At 42.5% G+C, this 23,159-nt stretch carries 19 protein-coding genes, 1 other RNA gene and 1 other annotated feature (1 of these 21 running past the window's edge); of the genes, 17 read left to right on the plus strand and 3 right to left on the minus strand.

Annotated features, from left to right (window positions below; translation table 11 throughout):
• Positions 1 to 127 (plus strand) — a binding site (T-box leader) (it extends 114 nt beyond the left edge of the window).
• Between the two features lie 83 nt (positions 128 to 210).
• The 5 genes from hisS (at position 211) to JK635_RS03370 (ending at position 7,856) form a co-directional block, all read left to right on the plus strand.
• Positions 211 to 1,479, plus strand: a complete 1,269-nt coding sequence (gene hisS / locus JK635_RS03350) for a histidine--tRNA ligase (RefSeq protein ID WP_202652368.1) — start codon at positions 211 to 213, stop codon at positions 1,477 to 1,479.
• Between the two features lie 17 nt (positions 1,480 to 1,496).
• Positions 1,497 to 3,266 carry an aspartate--tRNA ligase gene (aspS, locus tag JK635_RS03355; protein WP_202652713.1) on the plus strand — a complete coding sequence of 590 codons (1,770 nt, stop codon included), beginning with the start codon at positions 1,497 to 1,499 and terminating at the stop codon, positions 3,264 to 3,266.
• A 66-nt stretch (positions 3,267 to 3,332) separates the two neighbouring features.
• Positions 3,333 to 3,525, plus strand: a non-coding RNA gene (gene ssrS / locus JK635_RS03360) — 6S RNA.
• 156 nt (positions 3,526 to 3,681) lie between these two features.
• Positions 3,682 to 4,449, plus strand: a complete 768-nt coding sequence (locus JK635_RS03365) for a tRNA threonylcarbamoyladenosine dehydratase (protein ID WP_202652370.1) — start codon at positions 3,682 to 3,684, stop codon at positions 4,447 to 4,449.
• A 326-nt stretch (positions 4,450 to 4,775) separates the two neighbouring features.
• On the plus strand, positions 4,776 to 7,856 hold the full coding sequence (locus tag JK635_RS03370; RefSeq protein ID WP_235887850.1) for an FAD-binding and (Fe-S)-binding domain-containing protein: 3,081 nt from the start codon (positions 4,776 to 4,778) through the stop codon (positions 7,854 to 7,856).
• A gap of 57 nt (positions 7,857 to 7,913) precedes the next feature.
• Here JK635_RS03370 and JK635_RS03375 read toward each other — a convergent pair whose 3' ends face one another.
• On the minus strand, positions 7,914 to 8,534 hold the full coding sequence (locus JK635_RS03375; protein ID WP_202652372.1) for an NAD(P)H-dependent oxidoreductase: 621 nt from the start codon (positions 8,532 to 8,534) through the stop codon (positions 7,914 to 7,916).
• A 202-nt stretch (positions 8,535 to 8,736) separates the two neighbouring features.
• Entirely contained in the window at positions 8,737 to 9,363 is a 627-nt protein-coding gene (locus tag JK635_RS03380) for a helix-turn-helix transcriptional regulator (protein WP_202652374.1), read from the minus strand.
• A 242-nt stretch (positions 9,364 to 9,605) separates the two neighbouring features.
• On the opposite strand from JK635_RS03380, the gene JK635_RS03385 reads away from it, so the two are divergent.
• On the plus strand, positions 9,606 to 10,220 hold the full coding sequence (locus JK635_RS03385) for a superoxide dismutase (RefSeq protein WP_202652376.1): 615 nt from the start codon (positions 9,606 to 9,608) through the stop codon (positions 10,218 to 10,220).
• A 58-nt stretch (positions 10,221 to 10,278) separates the two neighbouring features.
• Here JK635_RS03385 and JK635_RS03390 read toward each other — a convergent pair whose 3' ends face one another.
• Entirely contained in the window at positions 10,279 to 11,550 is a 1,272-nt protein-coding gene (locus JK635_RS03390; RefSeq protein ID WP_202652378.1) for a replication-associated recombination protein A, read from the minus strand.
• A gap of 150 nt (positions 11,551 to 11,700) precedes the next feature.
• Here JK635_RS03390 and cymR point away from each other — a divergent pair, with 150 nt between their 5' ends.
• The 11 genes from cymR (at position 11,701) to JK635_RS03445 (ending at position 23,157) form a co-directional block, all read left to right on the plus strand.
• The gene (cymR, locus tag JK635_RS03395; RefSeq protein ID WP_202652380.1) at positions 11,701 to 12,120 is read left to right on the plus strand and encodes a cysteine metabolism transcriptional regulator CymR; all 420 of its coding nucleotides are present in this window, start codon (positions 11,701 to 11,703) and stop codon (positions 12,118 to 12,120) included.
• Between the two features lie 37 nt (positions 12,121 to 12,157).
• Positions 12,158 to 13,300 (plus strand): cysteine desulfurase family protein, encoded by a 1,143-nt coding sequence (locus tag JK635_RS03400; protein ID WP_202652382.1) that lies wholly within the window; start codon positions 12,158 to 12,160, stop codon positions 13,298 to 13,300.
• Positions 13,301 to 13,338: 38 nt separating this feature from the next.
• Positions 13,339 to 14,457, plus strand: a complete 1,119-nt coding sequence (mnmA, locus tag JK635_RS03405; RefSeq protein ID WP_202652384.1) for a tRNA 2-thiouridine(34) synthase MnmA — start codon at positions 13,339 to 13,341, stop codon at positions 14,455 to 14,457.
• Between the two features lie 155 nt (positions 14,458 to 14,612).
• Complete coding sequence (locus tag JK635_RS03410; protein WP_202652386.1) at positions 14,613 to 15,263, plus strand: tetratricopeptide repeat protein; 651 nt, start codon at positions 14,613 to 14,615, stop codon at positions 15,261 to 15,263.
• 37 nt (positions 15,264 to 15,300) lie between these two features.
• Positions 15,301 to 17,715: an SF1B family DNA helicase RecD2 gene (gene recD2, locus JK635_RS03415; RefSeq protein WP_202652388.1), complete on the plus strand. Its 2,415-nt coding sequence runs from the start codon at positions 15,301 to 15,303 to the stop codon at positions 17,713 to 17,715.
• Between the two features lie 31 nt (positions 17,716 to 17,746).
• The gene (locus JK635_RS03420) at positions 17,747 to 18,217 is read left to right on the plus strand and encodes a PRC-barrel domain-containing protein (RefSeq protein ID WP_202652390.1); all 471 of its coding nucleotides are present in this window, start codon (positions 17,747 to 17,749) and stop codon (positions 18,215 to 18,217) included.
• An 11-nt stretch (positions 18,218 to 18,228) separates the two neighbouring features.
• Positions 18,229 to 18,420, plus strand: coding sequence for a YrzR-like zinc ribbon domain (locus JK635_RS03425; protein WP_202652392.1), 192 nt, complete (start codon positions 18,229 to 18,231; stop codon positions 18,418 to 18,420).
• A 37-nt stretch (positions 18,421 to 18,457) separates the two neighbouring features.
• The gene (locus JK635_RS03430; RefSeq protein ID WP_202652394.1) at positions 18,458 to 18,592 is read left to right on the plus strand and encodes a YrzQ family protein; all 135 of its coding nucleotides are present in this window, start codon (positions 18,458 to 18,460) and stop codon (positions 18,590 to 18,592) included.
• Positions 18,593 to 18,677: 85 nt separating this feature from the next.
• Entirely contained in the window at positions 18,678 to 19,772 is a 1,095-nt protein-coding gene (locus JK635_RS03435; RefSeq protein ID WP_202652396.1) for an AI-2E family transporter, read from the plus strand.
• 424 nt (positions 19,773 to 20,196) lie between these two features.
• Complete coding sequence (gene alaS / locus JK635_RS03440; RefSeq protein WP_202652397.1) at positions 20,197 to 22,836, plus strand: alanine--tRNA ligase; 2,640 nt, start codon at positions 20,197 to 20,199, stop codon at positions 22,834 to 22,836.
• A 54-nt stretch (positions 22,837 to 22,890) separates the two neighbouring features.
• Entirely contained in the window at positions 22,891 to 23,157 is a 267-nt protein-coding gene (locus tag JK635_RS03445) for an IreB family regulatory phosphoprotein (protein WP_202652399.1), read from the plus strand.
• The last annotated feature ends 2 nt before the right edge of the window (positions 23,158 to 23,159 follow it).

Consider the following 23,159-nt stretch of genomic DNA (forward strand, 5'->3'; position numbering starts at 1 on the left):
GCTCTGAAAAAGAACTTACTTTAGTAGGAGATGAACGCAGCAGGCGTTAACTGTATGAGAGGAAAAGCAATCAAGTAAAACTGCTTTTCAACTAGGGTGGCACCGCGGAATAACTTCCGTCCCTTGTATTAATTGCAAGGGATGGAAGTTTTTTTATTTTAACCAAGTCTTGAATATACATAAAACCATATTTACAAAGGAGGACCTGCCATGTCTATCAGTATTCCCAGGGGAACACAGGATATTTTGCCAGGTGATGTCGAGCTTTGGCAGCAAATTGAGCAAAAAGCTAGAGAGCTTTGTGAGAAATATCAATATCAAGAAATTCGTACCCCGATTTTTGAACATACGGAACTTTTTTCAAGGGGAGTCGGCGATACAACAGATATCGTCCAAAAAGAAATGTACACCTTTGAAGATCGCGGCGGGCGCAGTATGACACTTAGACCTGAGGGAACTGCCTCTGTGGTCCGGGCGTTTGTCGAGAAAAAAATGTTTGGTCTTGCCAAACAGCCGGTCAAGCTTTATTACATGGGACCGATGTTTCGCTACGAACGGCCGCAATCAGGACGCTTCCGTCAATTTGTCCAGTTCGGGGTGGAGGCACTTGGAAGCAATGACCCGGCAATTGATGCAGAGGTTATTTCCCTGGCGATGAATTTATACAAGGAAATGGGATTGAAAAAGCTGAAACTGATTATTAATAGCTTGGGTGATAAGGAATCCCGCCTTGCACACCGTGAGGCTCTGATCCAACACTTCCAACCGAGAATCGGCGAATTTTGCTCAGACTGTCAAAACCGTCTGAAAAGAAATCCGCTCCGCATTCTTGATTGTAAGCAGGATCGCGACCACGAATTAATGAAAACAGCGCCATCGATTATTGATTATTTGAATGAGGAATCGAAGGCTTATTTTGAAAAAGTTCAAAAGTATTTAGGCTTGCTTCATATTTCATTTGAGGTTGATCCTAACCTGGTCCGTGGCTTGGACTATTATAATCATACGGCATTTGAAATCATGAGTGATGCCGAAGGATTTGGTGCCATCACCACACTTTGCGGCGGCGGCCGCTATAACGGCCTGGCAGAGGAGATTGGCGGCCCGGAAACGCCGGGGATCGGATTTGCCTTAAGTATTGAACGATTTATTGCTGCCCTTAAGGCCGAAGGAATTGAAACGGCGGTGAACGAAGGCATTGATTGCTACTTGGCGGTTCTTGGAGAAGAGGCTAAGGACTATTCCGTAGGTCTTCTGCAGCAGCTGCGCTTGGCTGGGTTTTCCGCGGAAAGAGATTATCTTAACCGAAAAATTAAAGCCCAATTTAAAGCCGCCGACCGCTTACATGCGAGATATGTAGCCATACTTGGTGATGATGAACTAAAAAATAATGTCATTCATGTGAAAAACATGGCAACTGGTGAACAAGTTGAAGTAGCACTCGATTCTTTCGTTGCCTATTTTCAAAAGTTACAATAATAGGGGGATTTAACATGATGTTTGGCAGGACGTATTTTTGTGGTGAAGTGCCTGAGACAGCAGTAGGTGAAAAGGTAACTTTAAAAGGCTGGGTGCAAAGAAGACGTGACCTTGGCGGTTTAATCTTTGTCGATTTACGTGACCGTTCAGGTATTGTCCAAATTGTCTTTAACCCGGACGTCTCTCAGGAGGCGCTTGCGGTTGCCGAAACCATCCGTAATGAATACGTACTCGATGTGGTTGGAACAGTCGTTGCCCGCGAGCCGGAGACTGTTAATGAAAACTTGAAAACAGGTAAAATTGAAATTCAGGCAGAAACGGTAACCGTGTTAAATGAGGCAAAAACACCGCCCTTTATGATTACTGATAAAACCGATGCTTCTGAAGATGTACGGTTAAAATACCGCTATTTGGATTTTCGCCGTCCGGTCATGTTTGAAACGTTAAAAATGCGCCATCAAGTGACAAAAACAATTAGAAATTTTCTAGATTCTGAAGGTTTTTTGGATGTTGAAACGCCAATTTTGACAAAAAGTACTCCTGAGGGAGCACGCGACTATTTAGTCCCAAGCCGTGTACATCCTGGTGAGTTCTATGCCCTGCCACAATCGCCGCAGCTTTTTAAACAGCTGCTGATGGTCGGCGGCATTGAACGCTATTACCAAATTGCCCGCTGCTTCCGGGACGAGGACTTGCGCGCTGACCGCCAGCCGGAATTTACGCAAATTGATATTGAAACAAGTTTTTTAAGCCAAGATGATATTTTAGCGCTAATCGAAAGAATGATGTCAACGCTCATGAAGGAAGTAAAGGGAATTGAAATATCCGTTCCTTTTCCAAGAATGGCTTATGAAGAGGCAATGAACCGATACGGTTCCGATAAACCGGATACCCGTTTTGGTCTTGAACTTGTAAATGTTTCTGAAATCGTCAAGGATTCAGGGTTTAAGGTATTTGCTTCTACTGTTGCTGGTGGAGGTCAAGTAAAAGCAATCAATGTTAAGGGGGCTGCTGCTAAATACTCCCGGAAAGATATTGATGCCCTGACAGAGTTTGTTGCCCGCTATGGCGCTAAAGGTCTTGCCTGGTTAAAAGTAGAGTCAGATGGGCTTAAGGGTCCGATCGCCAAGTTCTTCTCCGATGACGAAGCGGCGGCTCTCAAAGCAACCTTGGAGGCTGTTGAAGGTGATTTACTCCTATTTGTTGCGGATAAAAAGAGCGTTGTAGCCGATGCATTAGGTGCGTTGAGACTTAAGCTTGGGAAAGAGCTGGACTTAATTGATCAAAGCAGGTTCAATTTCTTATGGATAACAGACTGGCCGCTGTTGGAATATGATGAGGAGGAGGGCCGGTATTACGCGGCTCACCATCCTTTTACCATGCCTGTTCGCGAAGATTTAAAGTATCTTGATACAGATCCTTCCAAAGTCCATGCACAAGCCTATGATATTGTGTTGAACGGTTATGAGCTAGGCGGCGGTTCCTTGAGAATTTTTGAGCGCCCGATTCAGGAGAAGATGTTTAAAGTTCTGGGCTTTACACCGGAACAAGCACAAGCCCAGTTTGGCTTCCTGATGAATGCCTTCGAATATGGAACGCCTCCACATGGTGGGATTGCAATGGGATTAGACCGTTTGGTTATGCTGCTGGCCGGAAGTTCTAATTTAAGAGAAACGATTGCTTTTCCGAAAACTGCCAGCGCCAGCTGCTTGTTAACAGAAGCGCCAAGTGATGTTTCTGAGGCTCAATTAGAGGAATTAAGTTTGTCACTAAATGTTAAGAAATAACAAGAATTCGCTTTCAGGAAATCTTGAAGGCGGCACCAAAATATGCTAAGATGAAATCAGTCAAAGAGAGTCCTGAAATGTTCGTTGTGTTACCTGAAGTTTTGACCGAACATAGATTTATTGGGAATCCGGAGTTTTCTGATTGCGCACATGCCCTGATTCTTGATCTGGGGACTTGCAATATCGGAAATAGGATACCCACCTGCTGAGAGCGGGATCAAAACAAGGGATCAAAAGCGACGGCATTATTGGGACTCTTTTTTATTTGAATTTTCACCTCCTGCAGCGTTTCAGGAGGTTTTTTATTGTATTTATTTGTATAATTCCTATATAAATACTTGCTTTTATCGGATGGTATGTTATATTTTTTAAAGTAAAAAATAAAATAACACTGACTTAATTTGGAGTGAACATCATGCTGCATCAATTTTCTCGTAACGAGCTTGCGATTGGAAAAGAAGGCCTTGATATCATGAAAAATAGCACGGTTGCCGTTCTCGGAATTGGCGGTGTCGGCTCGTTTGCCGCGGAAGCCCTTGCCCGTTCTGGTGTCGGCCGCTTAGTGCTGATCGATAAGGATGATGTTGATATTACCAACGTTAATCGCCAGTTGGTAGCATTGCTTTCTACAGTTGGCCGGCCAAAGGTTGAAATTATGGAAGAACGGATTCGAGATATTAATCCTGATTGTGAAGTTATTTCACTAAAAATGTTTTATACGGAAGAAACATATGAAGAAATATTCAGCCACCATCTGGATTTTGTTGTCGATGCTTCCGATACGATCGTCTATAAAATTCATTTGATGAAGGAATGTTTAAAACGAGGGATCCCGATGATTTCCAGCATGGGAGCGGCTAACAAAATGGATCCGACACGTTTTCAAATCGCCGATATTTCAAAAACCCACACAGATCCGATTGCCAAGATTATCCGGACAAAGCTTCGCAAAGAGGGGATTCGAAAGGGGATTCCGGTTGTTTTTTCCGATGAAAGTCCGATTGTCATTCGTGAGGATGTCCGCAAGGTTGTCGGTAACGATGCTGCGGAGATTAGAAAAGCAAAAATGCCGCCATCATCGAATGCTTTTGTCCCATCAACATGCGGATTGATTATGGCCAGCTATGTTGTGAGACAATTGCTTAAGGATATTAAGATCCAACGCGTGAGCGATGAGAAATAGAATTGTTAGATTTGGCCCCGAACTAAAGTGTTCGGGGCTATATTATTTTTTAATCTTCACAAATTGTTCCTAATTATAGGATGAGAACTTCTTTATAATAAAAATATAGATAAGAAAAAATCTGTATTTTTCAACTATTGGAGAAGGTGGTACGAAAAAAAGAAAAACGTGTCTGGAAGGTTAAGATGGGTGACATTTTTGAGAGCGTATACAATTGACTGAATTGAATGTGAACAAAGGAAACTGTCTATGAGCCGTTCAGTAAGGACAAACAGCCGCTGTTTTAGCAAGTAGGATACATTGGATTAGCAAACAGATTGGAGGGAATGATGATGACGGCAGTTGCTGAAAAGCTTAACCTTGAGGAAAGATTAAAATCTATTTTTGGGGACAGAGTCAGAATGGACCGGATTGAATGTAAAATGTATTCCTATGATGTAGGGGCTCTCCCTGGTTTGGTGAAACCCTTTCTTCCGGTAGGAATTCCAAGCGGGGTTGTCCGGCCAAAAACAGAAGAGGAAATTTTTCGGCTTGTAAAACTAGCTAAGGAAGAAGGCTTGAAACTTGTTCCGAGGGGAATGTCTACTTCCGGATTTGGGGGTGTACTTCCGGATAATGGAGCTATTGTTGTCGATCTTTCAGGAATGAACAAAGTGATTGCGATAGACAAGGAGAATCTTCTTGTAACGGTAGAACCTGGTATTATTTGGGAAGCATTGCAAACCAAACTCCACAGAGCTGGATTGGACTTAATTCTTTATCCGACTTCCCTGCCCTCTTCCACTGTAGGAGGTTTGCTTGCTCAAGGGGGAACCGGATTTGGCGGCTATGAATACGGACTCTTTAAGGAAAATGTTTCAGAAGCAACGGTTATTTTTCCGGACGGAGAATTAAAAACCGTTTCAAAAGAAGAACTTCTCCTTTATATCGCAGACTTAGAGGGAATTACCGGAATTATTACCAGAATCACGTTTAAAGTCAGAAAATTGGAGCCTGAAATCCACCGCTTAGTTTCTTTTACAGACAGCCAAAAAGTGGAGAATGTGTTAGAGGCTGTCCGTAAGGCGGATTTGCCAATTTGGTCGATCACCTTGCAAAATCCTCAAGCAATGAGGCTGAAAAAACAGATTCCGATACGGAAAGGCCATCCTTATGAAGAGAGAAATCGCCGAAGGGAACCTGAACTCCCTGAAACATATGTCCTTTTATTGGCATATCCTGCTTCAAGGAGGAAGGATATTGATCCTGGGCTGGAACAGATGATTCAAGAACATAGTGGTGTTGAGCTGTCTGAAGAGGCAGCAGAGCACGAGTGGCAGGAAAGGTTCAAACCGATGCGTTTTAAACGGGTCGGGCCTTCTTTAATCCCGACGGAGGTTGTGGTTCCGTTGGCAAGGTTAAGTAAGGTCTTAAATGAAATCGATGAAAAAATAAAACATCCCCTTGTTCTCGAGGGCATGGCCGTAAAAGGAGATAAAGTCGTGTTGCTCGGGTTCATTCCCCATGATGAACGGACATTTGGCTTTAATATGGCTTTTGCCTTATCCTTGTCCGTTATTGAAATCGCCAAAAAGCACGGGGGATCTTCCTATTCAACTGGCTTGTATTTCCGCCGTGAAGCGAAGAATGTACTTGGTACTGAACGTTATGAAAAGGTGAAGAATTTTAAAGAAAGAATGGACCCGGATGGCATCATGAATCCGAATAAGGTATTGGGGCGGGGAGTAATTGATACGATTATGGGAACGGCGGCAACGCTAGAACCAATAATCAGACCCTTTGCCAATGCTGCAACCGCTCCGTTCGGGGAAGCTGTACGACAGGGAAAGAAAAAGGGCATTCCTGCTGATGTTGCTTACTATGCAACCGCATGTGCCCGCTGTGGTTACTGTGTATCCACATGTGAGCAGTTTTCAGGCAGGGGCTGGGAATCTCAATCACCAAGAGGCAAATACCATTATATTCGGGAAGTTATAGCTGGAAGAGAAAAATTTAATCCCGAAACGGTTAACAATTTCTTGCTTTGTACCACTTGTGAAGCGTGCAACATCCGCTGCCAGTTGGATATGCCGGTTGAACATAATTGGATGGAAATGAGGGGGACTCTGATTCATGAAGAAAAACGGATGACATTCCCTCCGTTTGAGATGATGGCTGCATCAGTCCGGGGAGAACGCAACATTTGGGCAGGCAAAAAGGAAAAACGGGCCAATTGGGTTCCTGAAGAGATAAAACCAAAAATAAAGGAGAAAAGTGATGTTCTGTATTTCGCTGGCTGTACGGCTTCATTTGTCAATACAGACGTTGCCCAAGCAACGGTTCGACTGTTGGATAAAGCGGGAATTGAGTTTACCTATATGGGGACCGACGAAGCCTGTTGTGGCATTCCAATGAAAGTTGCGGGAAAATGGGATGTCTTCGAGGAGATTTTTGAGCACAATGTTTCCGAAGCTCGAAAACGGGGGGCAAAAACGATTGTTACATCCTGCCCTGCCTGTGCTTTAGTTTGGAAGGAACTATATGCCGAACTGGCTAAGGAAAAGGGAATAGACTATGATTTTGAGGTCAAGCATTATTCAGAAATTGTTTCAGAGGCGATAAAAGAAGGAAATCTTACATTTGATCATGAAGTGCATCAACGGGTCACTTTCCATGATTCCTGTCATATAGGCAGAGCACAGGGAATTTATGAACAGCCGCGGGACATGTTAAAAGCCATCCCGGGAGTTGAATTTGTTGAGATGGAACATAACCGGGAAGAAGGACTATGCTGCGGGTCGGTCCTGACTCTTGTCGGCGAAACCCCTGTTGCCCCCAAGTTGGGTGGAAATCGACTACAGGAAGCAATCGATGTAAAGGCAGATACTGTCGTTGCCCTGTGCCCATGCTGTCAAGTCCAGTTAAGGGATTCCAATATTAAGAACCAATTTAATTTAAAGGTAACAGATTTGGCCCGCATTGCCATGGAGGGACTTGGCTATGATATAGAAGATAAAACCGAATACTCAATGGAAATGTGGGGATACTTTGAAAAATTCATCATGCTCATGAAGCCGGAAGTACTGGCAGATATTATGGCCTCCCTATTCAAGCCGATGTTCGATAACATGCCTTCAAAAATGGTAAGCATGATGAAAGCAATGAAGCGTACCCCGGGGGGCCTTGCGATGATGGAAAAAATGATGCCAACCTTGATGCCCAAAATGGTTCCGGATCTGATGCCTAAAGTGATGCCTGATATGTTGCAGGAAGTATCAAGGAGGGTCGGGCCGCTGCCGGATGATATGGAGGAATTGATGCCTGATCTCCTGCCAAAAACGATGGAATCGCTAATGCCAAATATGCTTCCACTCATCATTCCATATATCACACCAAAAATGATCGACTATATTCAAAAAAATCTGTAGAGTTCAAGAAGCCTGAATAAAAATGCTGACCTTAAAACAGGCCAGCATTTTTTGCACTTAAAATGTTTTCGCTATTTCAGCGGCTTTTTGAACTGCTTTTTCAACTATTTCGTTGGCTTTATCTGGTGCATGGTCCATTCCTTCGACAAATAATTGATGAAAATCTGTGATTCCTAAGAAAGTAAATAAAGTTTTTACATACTGGCTTGCCGGGTCTGAACCATTGTAGAAACCGCCGTTAGCCTGAATATGCAAGAGTTTCTTGCCTTCCACTAATCCAACTGAACCTGAATCAGTGTATTTAAAGGTTTTGCCAGCAACTGTAACTGTATCAAACCAAGATTTTAACCGAGTGGGTACGCTCAAATTCCATAAGGGATTGGCGATGACAATTTTATCCTGTTCCAAAAAGTCAGCAGTAAAGGAATTAAATAAGGTAACTTTATGCTGCTGAGCATTCGATAACCGGTGGAAAGGTGTCCCTTTACCTAATTCATCCCATGCGTCCAATAAATCTCCGTCGATTTCCGGCACATTCATATTATATAAATTGATATCCTCAATAATATCATCAGGATGATGCTCCTTATAAGATTGAACAAAAGCATCTGTTACCTTCATAGATCGGGATACTCGTTGATTTAAGGGATGTGCTCTGACGATTAACACTTTTGCCATTTATCATACCTTCCTTCAAAATTAATCATTTTTACTATAAACAAACTAAAAAAATATTGCATTATCCAAACGAATATTTCATTAGTTTGACAAATATTTGTGGAGAAAATATGTAAAAGAGACTTCGCCGGTTTCCACCAGTATTATTTTGCACCAAATCCTTGGTTTTATTTAAAAACAAAACACTGCTGATCAGCAGTGTTTACTGTGCTTTGATTAAAAAGCGGCAATGATCTTCATTATCTGTTTTGCAGGTAATCCGTTGAACATTTTCAATTCCAAGAACTTCTTTAAACATATTCGTTTCGCAGGTACAAGCCTTTTTGTACGCCTTGGCGACAGAAAAGATTGGGCAATTATATTCAATCAGTTCATACGTATCTTGCCCCAGTTTGTTAAGTTCCGCCATATAGCCTTTGTCGCGTTGAATTTTCTGCAATTCCGCGACTTTCTCGTGGAAATTCTTATTTGCCATTTTTGGCAAATAGCTGAGTCTTTGTCTTTCGCTCCTTTTCTCAAAAAGAAAATCAATTATTTCTTCCCCATGTAATGCTTCTAAATCGTGAAGAAATTCAAGCGTTAACGTTTCATAATGATTGGGGAATAGTTCATCTGCCTTTGATGATAAAGAATATACTTGTATCGGTCTGCCCATTGGTTTTCTGACTTCGTTTATGGTGAGGAAGGAGTCGCGTTCCAATATATTTAAATGCTTTCTGACAGCCATTTCCGTTATTCCTAAAAAAGTAGACAGTTCACTGACAGTTAGGTTTGTTTTCTTTTTTAATAATTCGAGGATTTTATCTTTTGTTGATATTCGTTCAATCATTTTTTTCACCTGCTCATTATGTGGTCTTGAGAAAAATCCCTAGAGGACCGTAAATGATTATTTTCTAAACAAAAAGGTATAAAAACTATTTTATTTTACCATACATCTGAATAGAGAAAAAGTTAAAAAGGAATCATTACTTTGGTAAAATACCATCTTTATATTTTTAAACTTATCAGTTGAAAAAGTTAATGAAGAAGTTCTATAATTAAAAGGTAAACAATTATGAGGAGGAATGAACAATGGCAAAATATGAACTTCCTGCATTACCTTATGCAGCAAATGCACTTGAGCCTTATTTCGATGAGCAAACGATGAATATTCACCATGATCGTCACCACGCTACATATGTTAATAACTTAAACGCAGCCCTAGAGGGTCATGACGATCTATCTGCCAAAAGCGTTGAAGATTTGATTGCAAACCTCGAGGCTGTTCCGGAAAATATTCGTACTGCAGTACGTAATAATGGTGGCGGACATGCAAACCACAGCCTATTCTGGAAGGTTCTTGCGCCGAATGCAGGCGGTGCCCCAACCGGCGAGATTGCTGATGCGATTAATCAGGCTTTTGGCAGCTATGATCAATTTAAAGAGGAATTTACCAAGGCAGCCACAGGCCGTTTTGGTTCCGGTTGGGCTTGGCTTATCGTTGATAACGGGAAACTGGCGATTACCAGCACTCCAAATCAGGATAGCCCTCTAATGGAAGGGAAAAAACCAGTTCTTGGTTTAGATGTTTGGGAGCATGCTTATTATCTTAAGTATCAAAACAAACGTCCTGATTATATTGCCGCTTTCTATCATTTAATTAATTGGGATGAAGTCAATAAACTATATAAAGCGGCCCAAGCTTAAAAAGAAGTTATCAAAAAAAGGATCCCTCGTGTTCAGTTACAAGAGGGATCCTTTTTAGCTATTTTTTGGGGGTTAATTTTTCATAAACGGCAGCAAAGGCTTGTTCGAATTTACCCGTTTTCTTAGGATGATAGTATTGTTTATGTTTAATTTTATCAGGCAAATATTGTTGTGGTACCCAGCCGTTCGGATAATCATGAGGATATAAATAACCGATTCCGCGTCCAAGCTGTTTTGCCCCCTTATAATGGGCGTCCCTTAGGTGGTCCGGGACATCACCGGTCATTCCTTTGCGAATATCCTCGAGGGCCGCATCAATCGCCATTATGGCGGAATTAGATTTGGGAGACAGGCATAGTTCAATGACAGCGTTGGCAAGCGGAATTCTCGCTTCTGGGAAACCGATTCTTTCTGCTGTTTCAATTGCTGCCAGCGTTCTTGCTCCAACCTGTGGATTAGCCAGGCCAATATCCTCATAGGCAATCACAATTAGCCGTCTGCTGATGCTGGGAAGGTCTCCTGCTTCAATCAATCTGCCTAGATAGTGAAGTGCGGCATTGACATCACTGCCCCGGATTGATTTCTGAAAGGCGGAAAGCACATCGTAATGGGCATCGCCGTCTTTGTCAGCGGTAATACTTTTCTTTTGCAGGCATTCTTCAGCCGTATCAACATCGATATGAATGATGCCCTCTTCATCCGGATCGGTGGAAAGAACAGCCAGTTCTAACGCATTTAATGAACTTCTCACATCCCCGCCCGACCCCTGGGCAAAATGATTTAGGGCATCTTCTGAGATTTCTACCTTCAGTTTTCCTAATCCCCGTTCCTCATCCTCAAGGGCCCGTCTTAATGCCTGCTTTACTTCTTCAGGAGTTAACGACTTAAGTTCAAAAATCTGGCAGCGGCTGCGGATGGCGGGGTTAATTGCGTGATAGGGGTTGCTCGTTGTTGCTCCGATCAGGACAATCATCCCATTTTCCAAATAAGGCAAGAGAAAATCTTGTTTTGCTTTGTCTAAACGGTGAACTTCATCTAGCAATAATATCACTTTTCCGGACATTTTTGCTTCGGCGGCAACGATTTCCATATCCTTTTTATTATTTGTAACAGCATTAAGTGTTCGAAAAGCGTATTTTGTACTGCCGGCAATGGCACTGGCGATGGAAGTTTTCCCAATTCCCGGTGGCCCGTAAAGAATCATCGAGGTCAGTTGTTTTGCTTTTACCATCCGGGCAATAATTTTTCCCGCTCCGACAAGATGCTGCTGGCCAACAACTTCTTCAATGGTTCTTGGACGCATACGGAAGGCTAAAGGTTTTTGCTGCATTTCGATCTCTCCAAACAAATTTTCGCTCTTACCTTTACCATACCATTTTTTATTGGAAAAGCATACGAAAGAAGAATATGTTATAATGCTAATGCCTATCAAATTACTGAGATTAGAATTTAAATTATTTATTGGATAGAGGTGCTATAAATGAAAATTTCAACAAAAGGCCGTTACGGTCTAACGATTATGATCGAGCTTGCGAAAAATTATGGAGAAGGGCCGACTTCACTAAAATCAATTGCTCAAACAAATGACTTATCGGAGCATTACTTGGAACAGTTAATTGCCCCGCTGCGAAATGCCGGATTAGTAAAAAGTATCAGAGGGGCATATGGAGGCTATATTTTATCTAATCTGCCTTCCAAAATTACCGTTGGTGATGTGCTTCGCGTATTGGAGGGGCCGATTACACCCGTCGAAGGAATTGAAGAGGAGGAGCCGGCCAAGCGTGAGTTATGGATTCGGATCCGTGATGCGATTAGAGATGTAATTGACAATACAACATTGGAGGATTTAGCCAGCCATAGTGAAGACAATGATATGGAGGGTTATATGTTTTATATTTAGGAAATAATAGAGCATTATTTTGAATGAAGGTGTAAATATGGAACGAATCTATCTCGATCATGCCGCCACTTCCCCCATGCATCCAAAAGTGATTGAAAAAATGCTGAAGGTCATGAAGGAAACGTTCGGAAATCCATCCAGCATTCACTCATTTGGACGGGAAGCGCGGCATTACCTTGATTTAGCAAGAGCAGCTTTAGCTGGCAGTATTGGGGCAAAGGAAAATGAGATTATTTTTACCAGCGGTGGAACCGAAGCGGACAATATGGCCTTATTCGGGGTGGCCGAGAGCTACCAACATAAGGGCCGGCATATTATTACGACACAAGTAGAGCACCATGCGGTTTTGCATGCGTGTCAAAAATTAGAAAAGCAGGGTTTTGAGGTTAGCTATTTGCCTGTGGATGAAACGGGACGTATCTCCATCGCTGATCTAAAATCGGCATTGCGGGATGATACAATCTTGGTGTCAGTCATGTATGGCAATAATGAAGTTGGCACATTGCAGCCGATCGCCGAAATAGGCCAAGTCCTTGAAGGTCATCAGGCAATTTTCCATACGGATGCGGTTCAAGCTTACGGGGTGGAAAAAATGGATGTGAACGAAAGCCATATTGATTTATTATCTGTCTCTGCCCATAAAATAAATGGCCCCAAAGGGATTGGTTTTTTATATCTTAGATCCAATATAAAAATTGCTCCTAGGGTTTTTGGCGGTGAGCAGGAGCGGAAAAGGCGTGCCGGAACGGAGAATGTAGCTTCCATTGCTGGCTTTCATGAAGCGGTCGTCATTGCGGCGGCGGATCGTGAACGAAAACGTGCAAAATTTCAAGGATTTAAGCGCCTCTTAATCGAAAGACTGCAAGATCAAGGAATTGAATTCGCAATAAACGGATCACTTGAACATTCACTGCCACATGTATTAAACTTAAGTTTTCCGGGTACAAATGTCGAGTCGATGCTGATGAATCTCGATTTAGCAGGAATTGCAGTATCAAGCGGTTCAGCGTGCACAGCCGGGTCAATTGAGCCTTCGCATGTGCTTGTTGCCATGTTTGGAAAAGGGTCGGAGCGTTTAGCCAATTCGATTCGCTTCAGCTTTGGCTTTACCACAACGGAAGAAGAAATTATCAAGGCAGCGGAAGAAATCGTTAAGATTATTATGCGGCTAAAAAAATAGATTTTTTGCTAATAAGGAAAAGAGAGAGGTGAAATGAAGTGGAAAGGAAAGATCCGAAAAATACCCGGGTCGTAGTCGGCATGTCCGGCGGTGTTGATTCGTCAGTTGCCGCATTATTGTTAAAACAGCAAGGCTATGACGTGATCGGGATTTTTATGAAAAACTGGGATGATACGGATGAATTCGGAGTATGTACAGCGACCGAAGATTATAATGATGTCATCCGAGTCTGCAATCAAATCGGGATTCCTTATTATGCTGTTAATTTTGAAAAGCAATATTGGGACAAGGTGTTCACCTATTTCTTAAACGAATACCGCGCTGGACGGACGCCGAATCCAGATGTGATGTGCAATAAAGAAATCAAGTTTAAAGCATTTCTGGAGTATGCCATGAATTTAGGGGCCGATTATTTAGCGACAGGCCACTATGCCCGTGTGGAGTTTCGTGATGGTGAATACAAAATGCTGCGCGGCTTAGATGAAAATAAGGATCAAACTTATTTTCTCAATCAATTGACACAGGAGCAGATCAGTAAAGTCATGTTCCCGATCGGACATTTGGAAAAATCAAAGGTCCGCGAAATTGCCAGGGAGGCAGGGCTGGCAACAGCCGCAAAAAAAGATAGTACTGGAATTTGTTTTATTGGCGAACGGAATTTTAAAGAGTTTCTCAGTCAATATCTGCCAGCACAACCGGGAAATATGGAAACATTTGAAGGCGAGATCAAAGGACGCCATGAAGGGTTAATGTACCATACGATTGGTCAGCGCCATGGACTTGGGATTGGCGGTGCCGGTGAACCCTGGTTTGCCATCGGCAAGGATTTAAAACGGAATGTTCTTTATGTGGGACAAGGCTTCCATCATGAAAAACTTTATTCCGATTCCATTATTGCTACAGATGTCAGCTGGGTTTCTAACCGGGAAAAACCTGCGGAATTTGATTGTACGGCAAAATTCCGCTATCGTCAGGAAGATCATAAAGTAAAAGTACGCCTATTGGCAGACAATAAGGTGGAGGTTATTTTCTATCAACCCATCCGGGCGGTAACACCGGGTCAGGCTGCTGTTTTTTATCATGGTGATGAATGCCTTGGCGGCGGAACGATTGATGAAGTGTATAAAAATGGTGAGCGTTTAACATATGTTGGGTAGAATTTTGCTCTGATTCCTCTTAGATGAATCAGGGCTTTTTTTTCTGAGGATTAACGGATATATCGATTTGCATACCATAAGGTAATCTCTGTCTGGACTTGTCCATTAAAACGGAGAAATATGATATACTTCCCTTTAGAATGGAGTTGAATAGGATGGACAAAAACCGACTAGGTGTACAATATATGCAGGAAGGCAACTTGGAAGAGGCGGCAAAAACCTTTAATGAGGCGATTAATGAAAAACCCGACGACCCAATCGGATATATAAACTTTGGAAATGTACTCTCAGCGCTGGGTGATAATGAGAAGGCCTTAAAGTTTTTCCAGAAAGCCATCGAGCTTGATGAAAATGTTCCGGCCGCTTATTACAGTGCCGGCAGCCTCTACTTTGACCATGAACAATTTGCGGAAGCAAAGCAGATGTTTGAGACGGCGATGAAAAAAGGGTTGGAATCAAGCGATACCTACTTTATGCTTGGGCTTACGCTTGTTCACTTAAGTCAAGGCAAATTGGCATTGCCCTATTTACAAAGGTCAGTGGAACTAAATGAAAATGACACGGAGGCGCGCTTTCAATATGGACTGTGTCTGGCACAGGAGCAGTTTATTGACGAAGCGATGATCCAGTTTGAAAAATGTCTTGAATTGGATCCAAACCATTCTGATGCCTATTATAATCTTGGTGTTTCCTATGCCTTTAAAGATGACTTCGAAAAGGCCATCCGCTTGTTTAACAAAGCACTGGAAATTCAACCAGACCATCTACTGGCCGGCCATGCAAAGAAAATGATCGAACAAGCCTGACGACAAAACGAAAATTGATCTGAAAGGAGGGAGCCATATGGCACAGCAGGAATCTCTCGATTTATTTGGGGACGAGGGTCGATATATTAAAGGAAGACCGATTGTGACCATTTTTCACAATGAACAAAATCTTTACACCGTTCTTCGGGTTCGTGTCGATGAAACCAATCATTCATACGATGAGAAAGAAGCAGTAATCACCGGCTATTTTCCCAAAGTGTATGACCAGGAAACGTATATTTTTTACGGGGAATTTAAGGAACACCCTAAGTTTGGGTTGCAATTTCAAGCCAAGCACTACCGCAAAGATATGCCGCAGTCAAAACAAGGGATTATCGCCTATTTATCCGGAGAAATGTTTAAAGGAATAGGGAAGAAAACGGCAGAAAATATTGTTAATACATTAGGCGAAGATGCGATTTCCAAAATCCTCAATCAGCCCTCATTGCTGGATTCAGTGCCGAAACTCCCTCCAGATAAAGCAAAATCATTATATGATACGCTAATGGAACATCAAGGGCTCGAACAGATTATGATTGCTCTTAATCAGTACGGCTTTGGACCACAGCTATCAATGCGAATTTATCAAGTTTATAAAGAGGAAACTTTGAATATAATTCAAAAAAATCCCTATAAGCTTGTCGAGGATGTCGAAGGAATCGGGTTTGGCCGGGCAGATGAATTGGGATTCCAGCTTGGAATCTCCGGAAATCACCCGGACCGGATTAAGGCTGGTTGCTTGTATGTGTTAGAAAATGAGTGCATGCAAGCAGGACATGTTTACATGCTTGCTGAAGACCTGCTTGAACAAGTAAAAGCACTTCTTGAAGAAAATAAGCGTGATCAAATTGAATTCCTGGATATCTCCAATGAGATAATCAAGCTTGAAGAAGAAGGAAAAATCATTGGTGAGGAAAAGCGGATTTATTTGCCCTCGTTATTTTTTGCTGAAAAAGGACTAGTAACCAGTATTCAGCGGATCTTAAAACAAACTGAATACAAAGATCAATTCCCGGAATCGGAATTCCTGCTTGCATTAGGAAGTTTAGAAGAACGGCTTGGGGTTCAATATGCCCCGACGCAAAAGGAAGCAATTCAAACGGCGCTCATGTCACCGATGCTGATTTTAACCGGCGGACCGGGAACGGGAAAAACAACGGTCATCAAGGGGATTGTCGAGCTTTACGGGGAATTGCATGGCTGCTCATTGGACCCTCAGGATTATTATAAGAAGGACGAAGCTTTTCCATTTTTACTGGCGGCCCCAACTGGAAGAGCAGCCAAAAGGATGAGCGAGTCAACAGGACTACCGGCAGTAACGATCCACCGGCTCCTCGGTTTTAACGGCACAGAAGGCTTTGACCGCGATGAGACAAGCACATTGGAAGGAAAAATTTTAATTGTTGATGAAACCTCAATGCTTGATATATGGCTGGCCAATCAACTGTTTAAGGCTTTGCCGGAAGAGATCCAAGTCATCCTCGTCGGCGATGAAGATCAGCTTCCATCGGTGGGCCCGGGTCAGGTGTTAAAGGATTTACTCCGATCCGAGCGAATTCCAACCGTCAGACTGACAGATATTTATCGCCAGGCAGAGGGATCGTCAATCATCGAGCTTGCCCATGAAATCAAACAAGGACGGCTGCCCGCTGATGTTACCATGAAGCAGACGGATCGCTCGTTTATTAAGTGCTCTACAGCACAGGTCGCCCAGGTGGTTGAAAAGGTTGCTCTGAATGCAAAATCTAAAGGATATACCGCGAAAGATATTCAGGTGCTGGCACCGATGTATCGCGGACCGGCGGGGATCGATCGGTTAAATCTGTTATTACAGGATATCTTTAATCCGAATCCTGACGGCAAGCGCAAGGAAATTTCTTTTGGTGAAGTGAAGTACCGGATTGGCGATAAGGTGCTTCAGCTTGTGAATAAACCGGAGAACAACATTTTTAACGGTGACATTGGTGAAATTATTTCCATCATCTATGCCAAGGAAAATACGGAAAAACAAGATTTGGTCTATATTTCCTTTGAAGGAACTGAAGTTGAATACACAAGGCAGGATTTAAACCAAATTACCCATGCCTATTGCTGCTCCGTCCATAAATCACAGGGCAGCGAATTTCCGATTGTGATTCTTCCGATTACAAGAAGCTATTACCGAATGTTACAAAGGAATTTAATTTATACCGCTATTACCAGAAGCAAGCAGTCATTGATTCTGTGCGGCGAGCCTGATGCGCTCAAAATGGGTGTTGAAAGAGCGGATGAATCAAAACGATTAACCACATTATGTGAAAAGCTTCAGGAGGCCGTGCCTTCAGCTGGAGAGAAAATTGAACGAACTACAAACATGAAACCTGAACTGTCATTAGAGGAAGAATTAATGCTGGTCGATCCAATGATCGGAATGGAAAACGTTACACCTTATGATTTTATAACAAATGACTGAAACTAAGAATGTTCGAAGGAGGTGTCACTCTTTGCGAACATTTTCTTTATTGAAAGGGCAGCCTGTTTTTGAAACAAAAAGCGGCCGAAAAATTGGTGAAGTCACTGATCTTTATATGTCAACGGACGGAATCGTGAAAGGTTTATTAGTCAAAAAGGGCGTGTTCATCAAACAATCCTGCTTTTTGGATATCAAGAAAGTTGCCTCCTTTGGCTGGTATGGAGTAATGATTGAGGACGAAAACATTTTGGTGAAACAAAAGGAGAGTTCGGAATATACAACAGCTCATTCCCTTGAAGGGATGATGATGCTCACGGAGAGCGGCAACACTCTTGGGTTGCTAAAAGACGTATATTTTCAGGAAGAATTGGGCACAATCGTAGGGTATGAAATCACGGATGGCTTCTTTTCAGATATTATTGAAGGTAAGCGATTGATCCAGACCCGGAAGCCCTTAACAATCGGAAAGGACGCCATTATCGTTGATGTAAATCAAACGTGAGGTGTCATTCCATGTTGAAGTGTCCCAATTGCGGAAGTAAAGATATTGGTAAAATTGGCATCAACCAATATTATTGCTGGAATTGCTTTATTGAACTTTCTGTTGCCAAAGGAATCATCAATACTCACCAGGTCGAAGAGGATGGTACCTTGAGTTCCTTGGATGATTTATTTGATGAAGAACAACGCCGCTACACCCTATAGAATTGCCAAACGCCAATTTGATAAGAGGTGAAGACGGATGAACAAGTTGATGACGTCAATGATAGCTTTTGGTGCAGGAATGGCTGCTTATAATCTGGTACAAAGAAATAATTTGATGTCAGGCCGGCAAATGAAACGGATCCAAAGAAAAGTGAAACGTGTTTTTGTTTAATTTATGCTTCCCCTTACTTGAGGGGAAGTTTTTTACATATTTCCCGGTTATGTCTCGAAAACTAGCTTTGAGGAGGCATTGTTTTGTGGATATTCGGGTGAAATGGTATTACCGCATCGGATTTTTACTCCTGTTATTAATTGCTATTTTTGTTTTCTTTAAGATCAGATATGTCTGGATGCCGATTGTCAGAGTAGCAGTCATTATTGCCATTCCCTTCGTAATTGCCGGATTTATCACTTATTTATTACATCCGATAGTGGAAAAACTGCATGATAAAGGGCTATCAAGGGGATGGGCAATTATTTTGATTTATATTGTTTTTTTTGGCGGAACCGGATTTGCTCTTTATAAAGGGATACCGGCAATGATTGATCAGCTTAAAGATCTATCAGAAAGTGCACCGATGTTTGCGGAACAATACCGAGAGTGGATTCAAACACTGCAATCCCATACAAGGGAATGGCCAGATGGGCTGCAAACAAAGTTAAATGATGAAATTGATGCCTTCGAAAAAAGGTTGGATTCCTTATTATCGGCAATCGTTAACGTATTAGTAGATTTTTTAAACTCGGCGGTCATTCTCACGATCATTCCGTTTATTGCCTTTTATATGTTGAAGGATTTCCCTTTGATCAAACGGTCGGTATGGTATATGACTCCAAGATCCTGGCGGAGAAAAGGGACACTTTTTTTAAGGGATGTTGATAAATCACTGGGAAGTTACATCCGCGGGCAGTTGTTGGTCTGCATCATTATTGGCTGTATTTCGGCCTTATTATTTTGGATATTTCATTTAAAATATCCGCTGCTTTTAGGTTTTATTATCGGAGTAACAAATGTTATCCCCTATTTTGGTCCATTTATCGGAGCGGTTCCGGCAGTTATTATTGCGGCAACGACATCAGGAAAATTGGTGATTATAACGCTTGTCATCGTTTTTGGGCTACAATTTCTTGAAGGAAATATACTATCCCCTTTTATCGTTGGGAAAAGTCTCCAAATGCATCCGCTGGTGATCATGTTTGCGATTACAGCAGGAGGAGAAATTGGCGGAATGCTCGGGCTGATCTTAGCTGTCCCTGTTTTGGTCATTTTAAAAGCGGGGATTATTCATGCCAAAAATCATTTTGCCAGTGATAAGGTTCGAAAACAGGATGCGAGTAGCGGCGAGAATTGACAAACGTTTTATTGGTGGATATAATTCGTCATATAGAATATATGTAAAAAATGTTGAAGGATCGAGTATGTTGTAGACCATCTGCAGCACATTCAAATTTATGTGCATCAGAGAGGAACTCCCGCGGCTGAGAGGATTTCCAGATGAAGGACAACAGAATGCTAATCCGGAGTGCAGCTAATTCCTGCCGTAGACCTTGCGTTAAAGGTATTGAGAGATGAGTTTCTATTGGGACTCATAATCAGGGTGGTACCGCGAGTTAAACTCTCGTCCCTGTCCAGGGGATGAGGGTTTTTTTTGTTGAAAAAAGGCACAACACAATGTAATTTAAGTTCAAGGATTCATAAACACTTTTGATAAAATATACATTGCTCTTTCGCACACCGCCTACTATCTTAATAAGCAAACTAAATAGGAGGTACATATGAAAAATTTATCTGGCTCACAAATACGGAAAATGTTTTTGCAATTTTTCCATGAGGAAAAGGGACATCTAATTGAACCAAGCGCATCGCTAATCCCCCATGATGATCCGTCATTATTATGGATCAACAGCGGTGTGGCCACATTAAAAAAATATTTTGATGGGCGTGTAGTCCCGGAAAATCCAAGAATAACGAATGCGCAAAAATCCATTCGTACAAATGATATTGAAAATGTTGGAAAGACCGCTCGTCACCATACATTCTTTGAAATGCTGGGTAATTTCTCCATCGGTGAGTATTTCAAGAAAGAGGCGATTACCTGGGCTTGGGAATTTTTGACTGATAAAAAATGGATTGGCTGGGATCCGGAACTGTTATCTGTCACGATTCATCCAGAGGACCATGAGGCATACGATATTTGGCACAATACGATTGGACTTCCAGAGGAACGAATCATCCGCCTCGAAGGGAACTTCTGGGATATCGGGGAAGGCCCGAGCGGCCCGAATACGGAAATTTTCTATGACCGCGGACCGCAATACGGTGATGACCCGAATGATCCAGAGTTATATCCTGGCGGTGAAAATGAGCGCTATTTGGAAGTGTGGAACCTTGTTTTCTCGCAATTTAACCATAATCCTGATGGCACATATACACCACTGCCCAAGAAAAACATTGATACCGGAATGGGCTTGGAACGGATGGCTTCGGTTGTCCAAAATGTACCAACCAATTTTGATACCGATTTGTTTATTCCGATTATCCGGGCAACAGAGGAAATCTCCGGGGTTAAATATGGAGCCGATAAAGAAACGGATGTAGCATTTAAAGTAATCGCCGACCATATTCGAACTGTGTCGTTTGCCGTCGGAGACGGAGCCTTGCCGTCGAATGAGGGGCGCGGCTATGTATTAAGACGGCTGCTCCGCCGTGCGGTCCGCTATGCAAAGCTGATTAATATCAATCGCCCGTTTATGTACGAGCTTGTTCCGGTTGTTGGCGAAATCATGGCTGATTTCTATCCGGAGGTAAAAGACAAGGAAGAGTTTATTCAAAAGGTAGTTAAAAACGAGGAAGAACGGTTCCATGAAACGCTTCATGAAGGCTTAGCCATTTTAGCCGAATTAATAAGGAATGAAAAAGCTAAAGGCAGCGACACTATTAATGGAGCGGATGTGTTCCGTCTCTATGATACCTATGGCTTCCCTGTGGAATTAACCGAAGAGTACGCCCTGGATGCAGGCATGAAAATTGATCATGAAGGCTTTGAGGCAGAAATGGACATGCAGCGTGAGCGTGCCCGTGCTGCACGTCACGATGAAAGTTCGATGCAGGTTCAAGGCGGTGTCTTAAGGGATATCAGGTTAGAAAGTAAGTTTGTTGGCTACGGAGAACTTAAGACCAATTCAACTGTCATTGCCATCATCAAAAACGGTATCCTTAGCGAGGAAGCTACAGTTGGCGAAGAAGTCCAAATCATGCTTGATGTGACACCTTTTTATGCGGAAAGCGGCGGTCAGATTGCTGACCATGGGGTAATCGAAGCTGGCGGGGTCAGCTTATTTGTAAAGGATGTTCAAAAGGCACCAAACGGACAAAATCTTCATCAAGTTGTGGTCAAATCCGGCACGTTAACAACGAATCAAAAGGTTACCGCTGCCGTTGATGCGGACAACCGTGCAAAAATCACCAAGAACCATACAGCCACACACTTGCTGCATCGTGCCTTAAAGGATGTGCTCGGAGAACATGTAAATCAAGCTGGATCTCTCGTTGAACCGGAACGGCTTCGTTTTGACTTTTCTCATTTTGGACAAATTAAGCCAGAGGAACTGGAACAAATCGAAAGAATTGTCAATGAAAAGATTTGGAACAGCCTTGAGGTGAACATCAGCCAAAAACCAATTGCAGAAGCGAAAGCAATGGGAGCAATGGCCCTCTTCGGTGAAAAATATGGGGAAATCGTTCGCGTTGTCAAGGTTGGCGATTACAGCCTTGAATTATGCGGCGGCTGTCATGTTCCTAACACAGCTGTGATCGGTTTGTTTAAAATTATCTCCGAGGGTGGTATTGGTGCCGGTACCAGAAGGATTGAAGCGGTAACAGGCGAGGCAGCCTACAAAGCATTAAATGATTTGGTTGGCACATTAAAGGAGGCTGCTGAAAAGCTAAAAACAAGCCCGAAAGAAGTGCTGGGCCGGATTGACGGGTTATTGGCTGAAATCAAGCAGCTGCAAAGGGAAAATGAATCTCTTGCCGCAAAACTTGGAAACATTGAAGCCGGCAATTTGGTAGAGAAGGCTAAGAGCATAAATGGTGTAACGGTTCTTGCGGCAAAGGTTCAGGCGGCCGATATGAATAACTTAAGAAATATGGCCGATGACTTAAAGCAGAAGCTGGATTCTGCAGTGATTGTACTTGGCAGTGTTCATAATGAAAAGGTCAATTTAATTGCTGTGGTAACAAAGGATTTAAATGAAAAAGGGTTCCATGCCGGAAAATTAATTAAAGAAGTCGCAGCTAAATGCGGCGGTGGCGGCGGTGGACGCCCTGATATGGCCCAGGCCGGCGGAAAGGATCCGGAAAAACTTGATGCAGCCCTTGCATTTGTCGAGGAATGGGTAAAAACTAGTTTGTAATATGGACAAAGTAGTGTAAAATAAAGGTAACTATTCCATTCGAGGTGTACTTTTATGAGCTCATTTGACAAAACAATGAGATTTAATTTTCCTGAAGAACCTTTTGAACATGACGTTAATGATGTTCTTTTGCAGGTTTACGAAGCGTTAAAGGAAAAAGGGTACAATCCGATTAATCAAATTGTCGGTTACCTTTTATCGGGAGATCCGGCGTACATTCCTCGACATCGTGATGCCCGTAATATTATTCGAAAACTGGAACGGGATGAAATTATAGAGGAGCTAGTCAAATCCTATCTTAGACAACAACGAGAGGTTTAATA

Source organism: Neobacillus paridis (assembly GCF_016765675.1).
GTDB classification, from domain to species: domain Bacteria; phylum Bacillota; class Bacilli; order Bacillales; family Cytobacillaceae; genus Neobacillus; species Neobacillus paridis.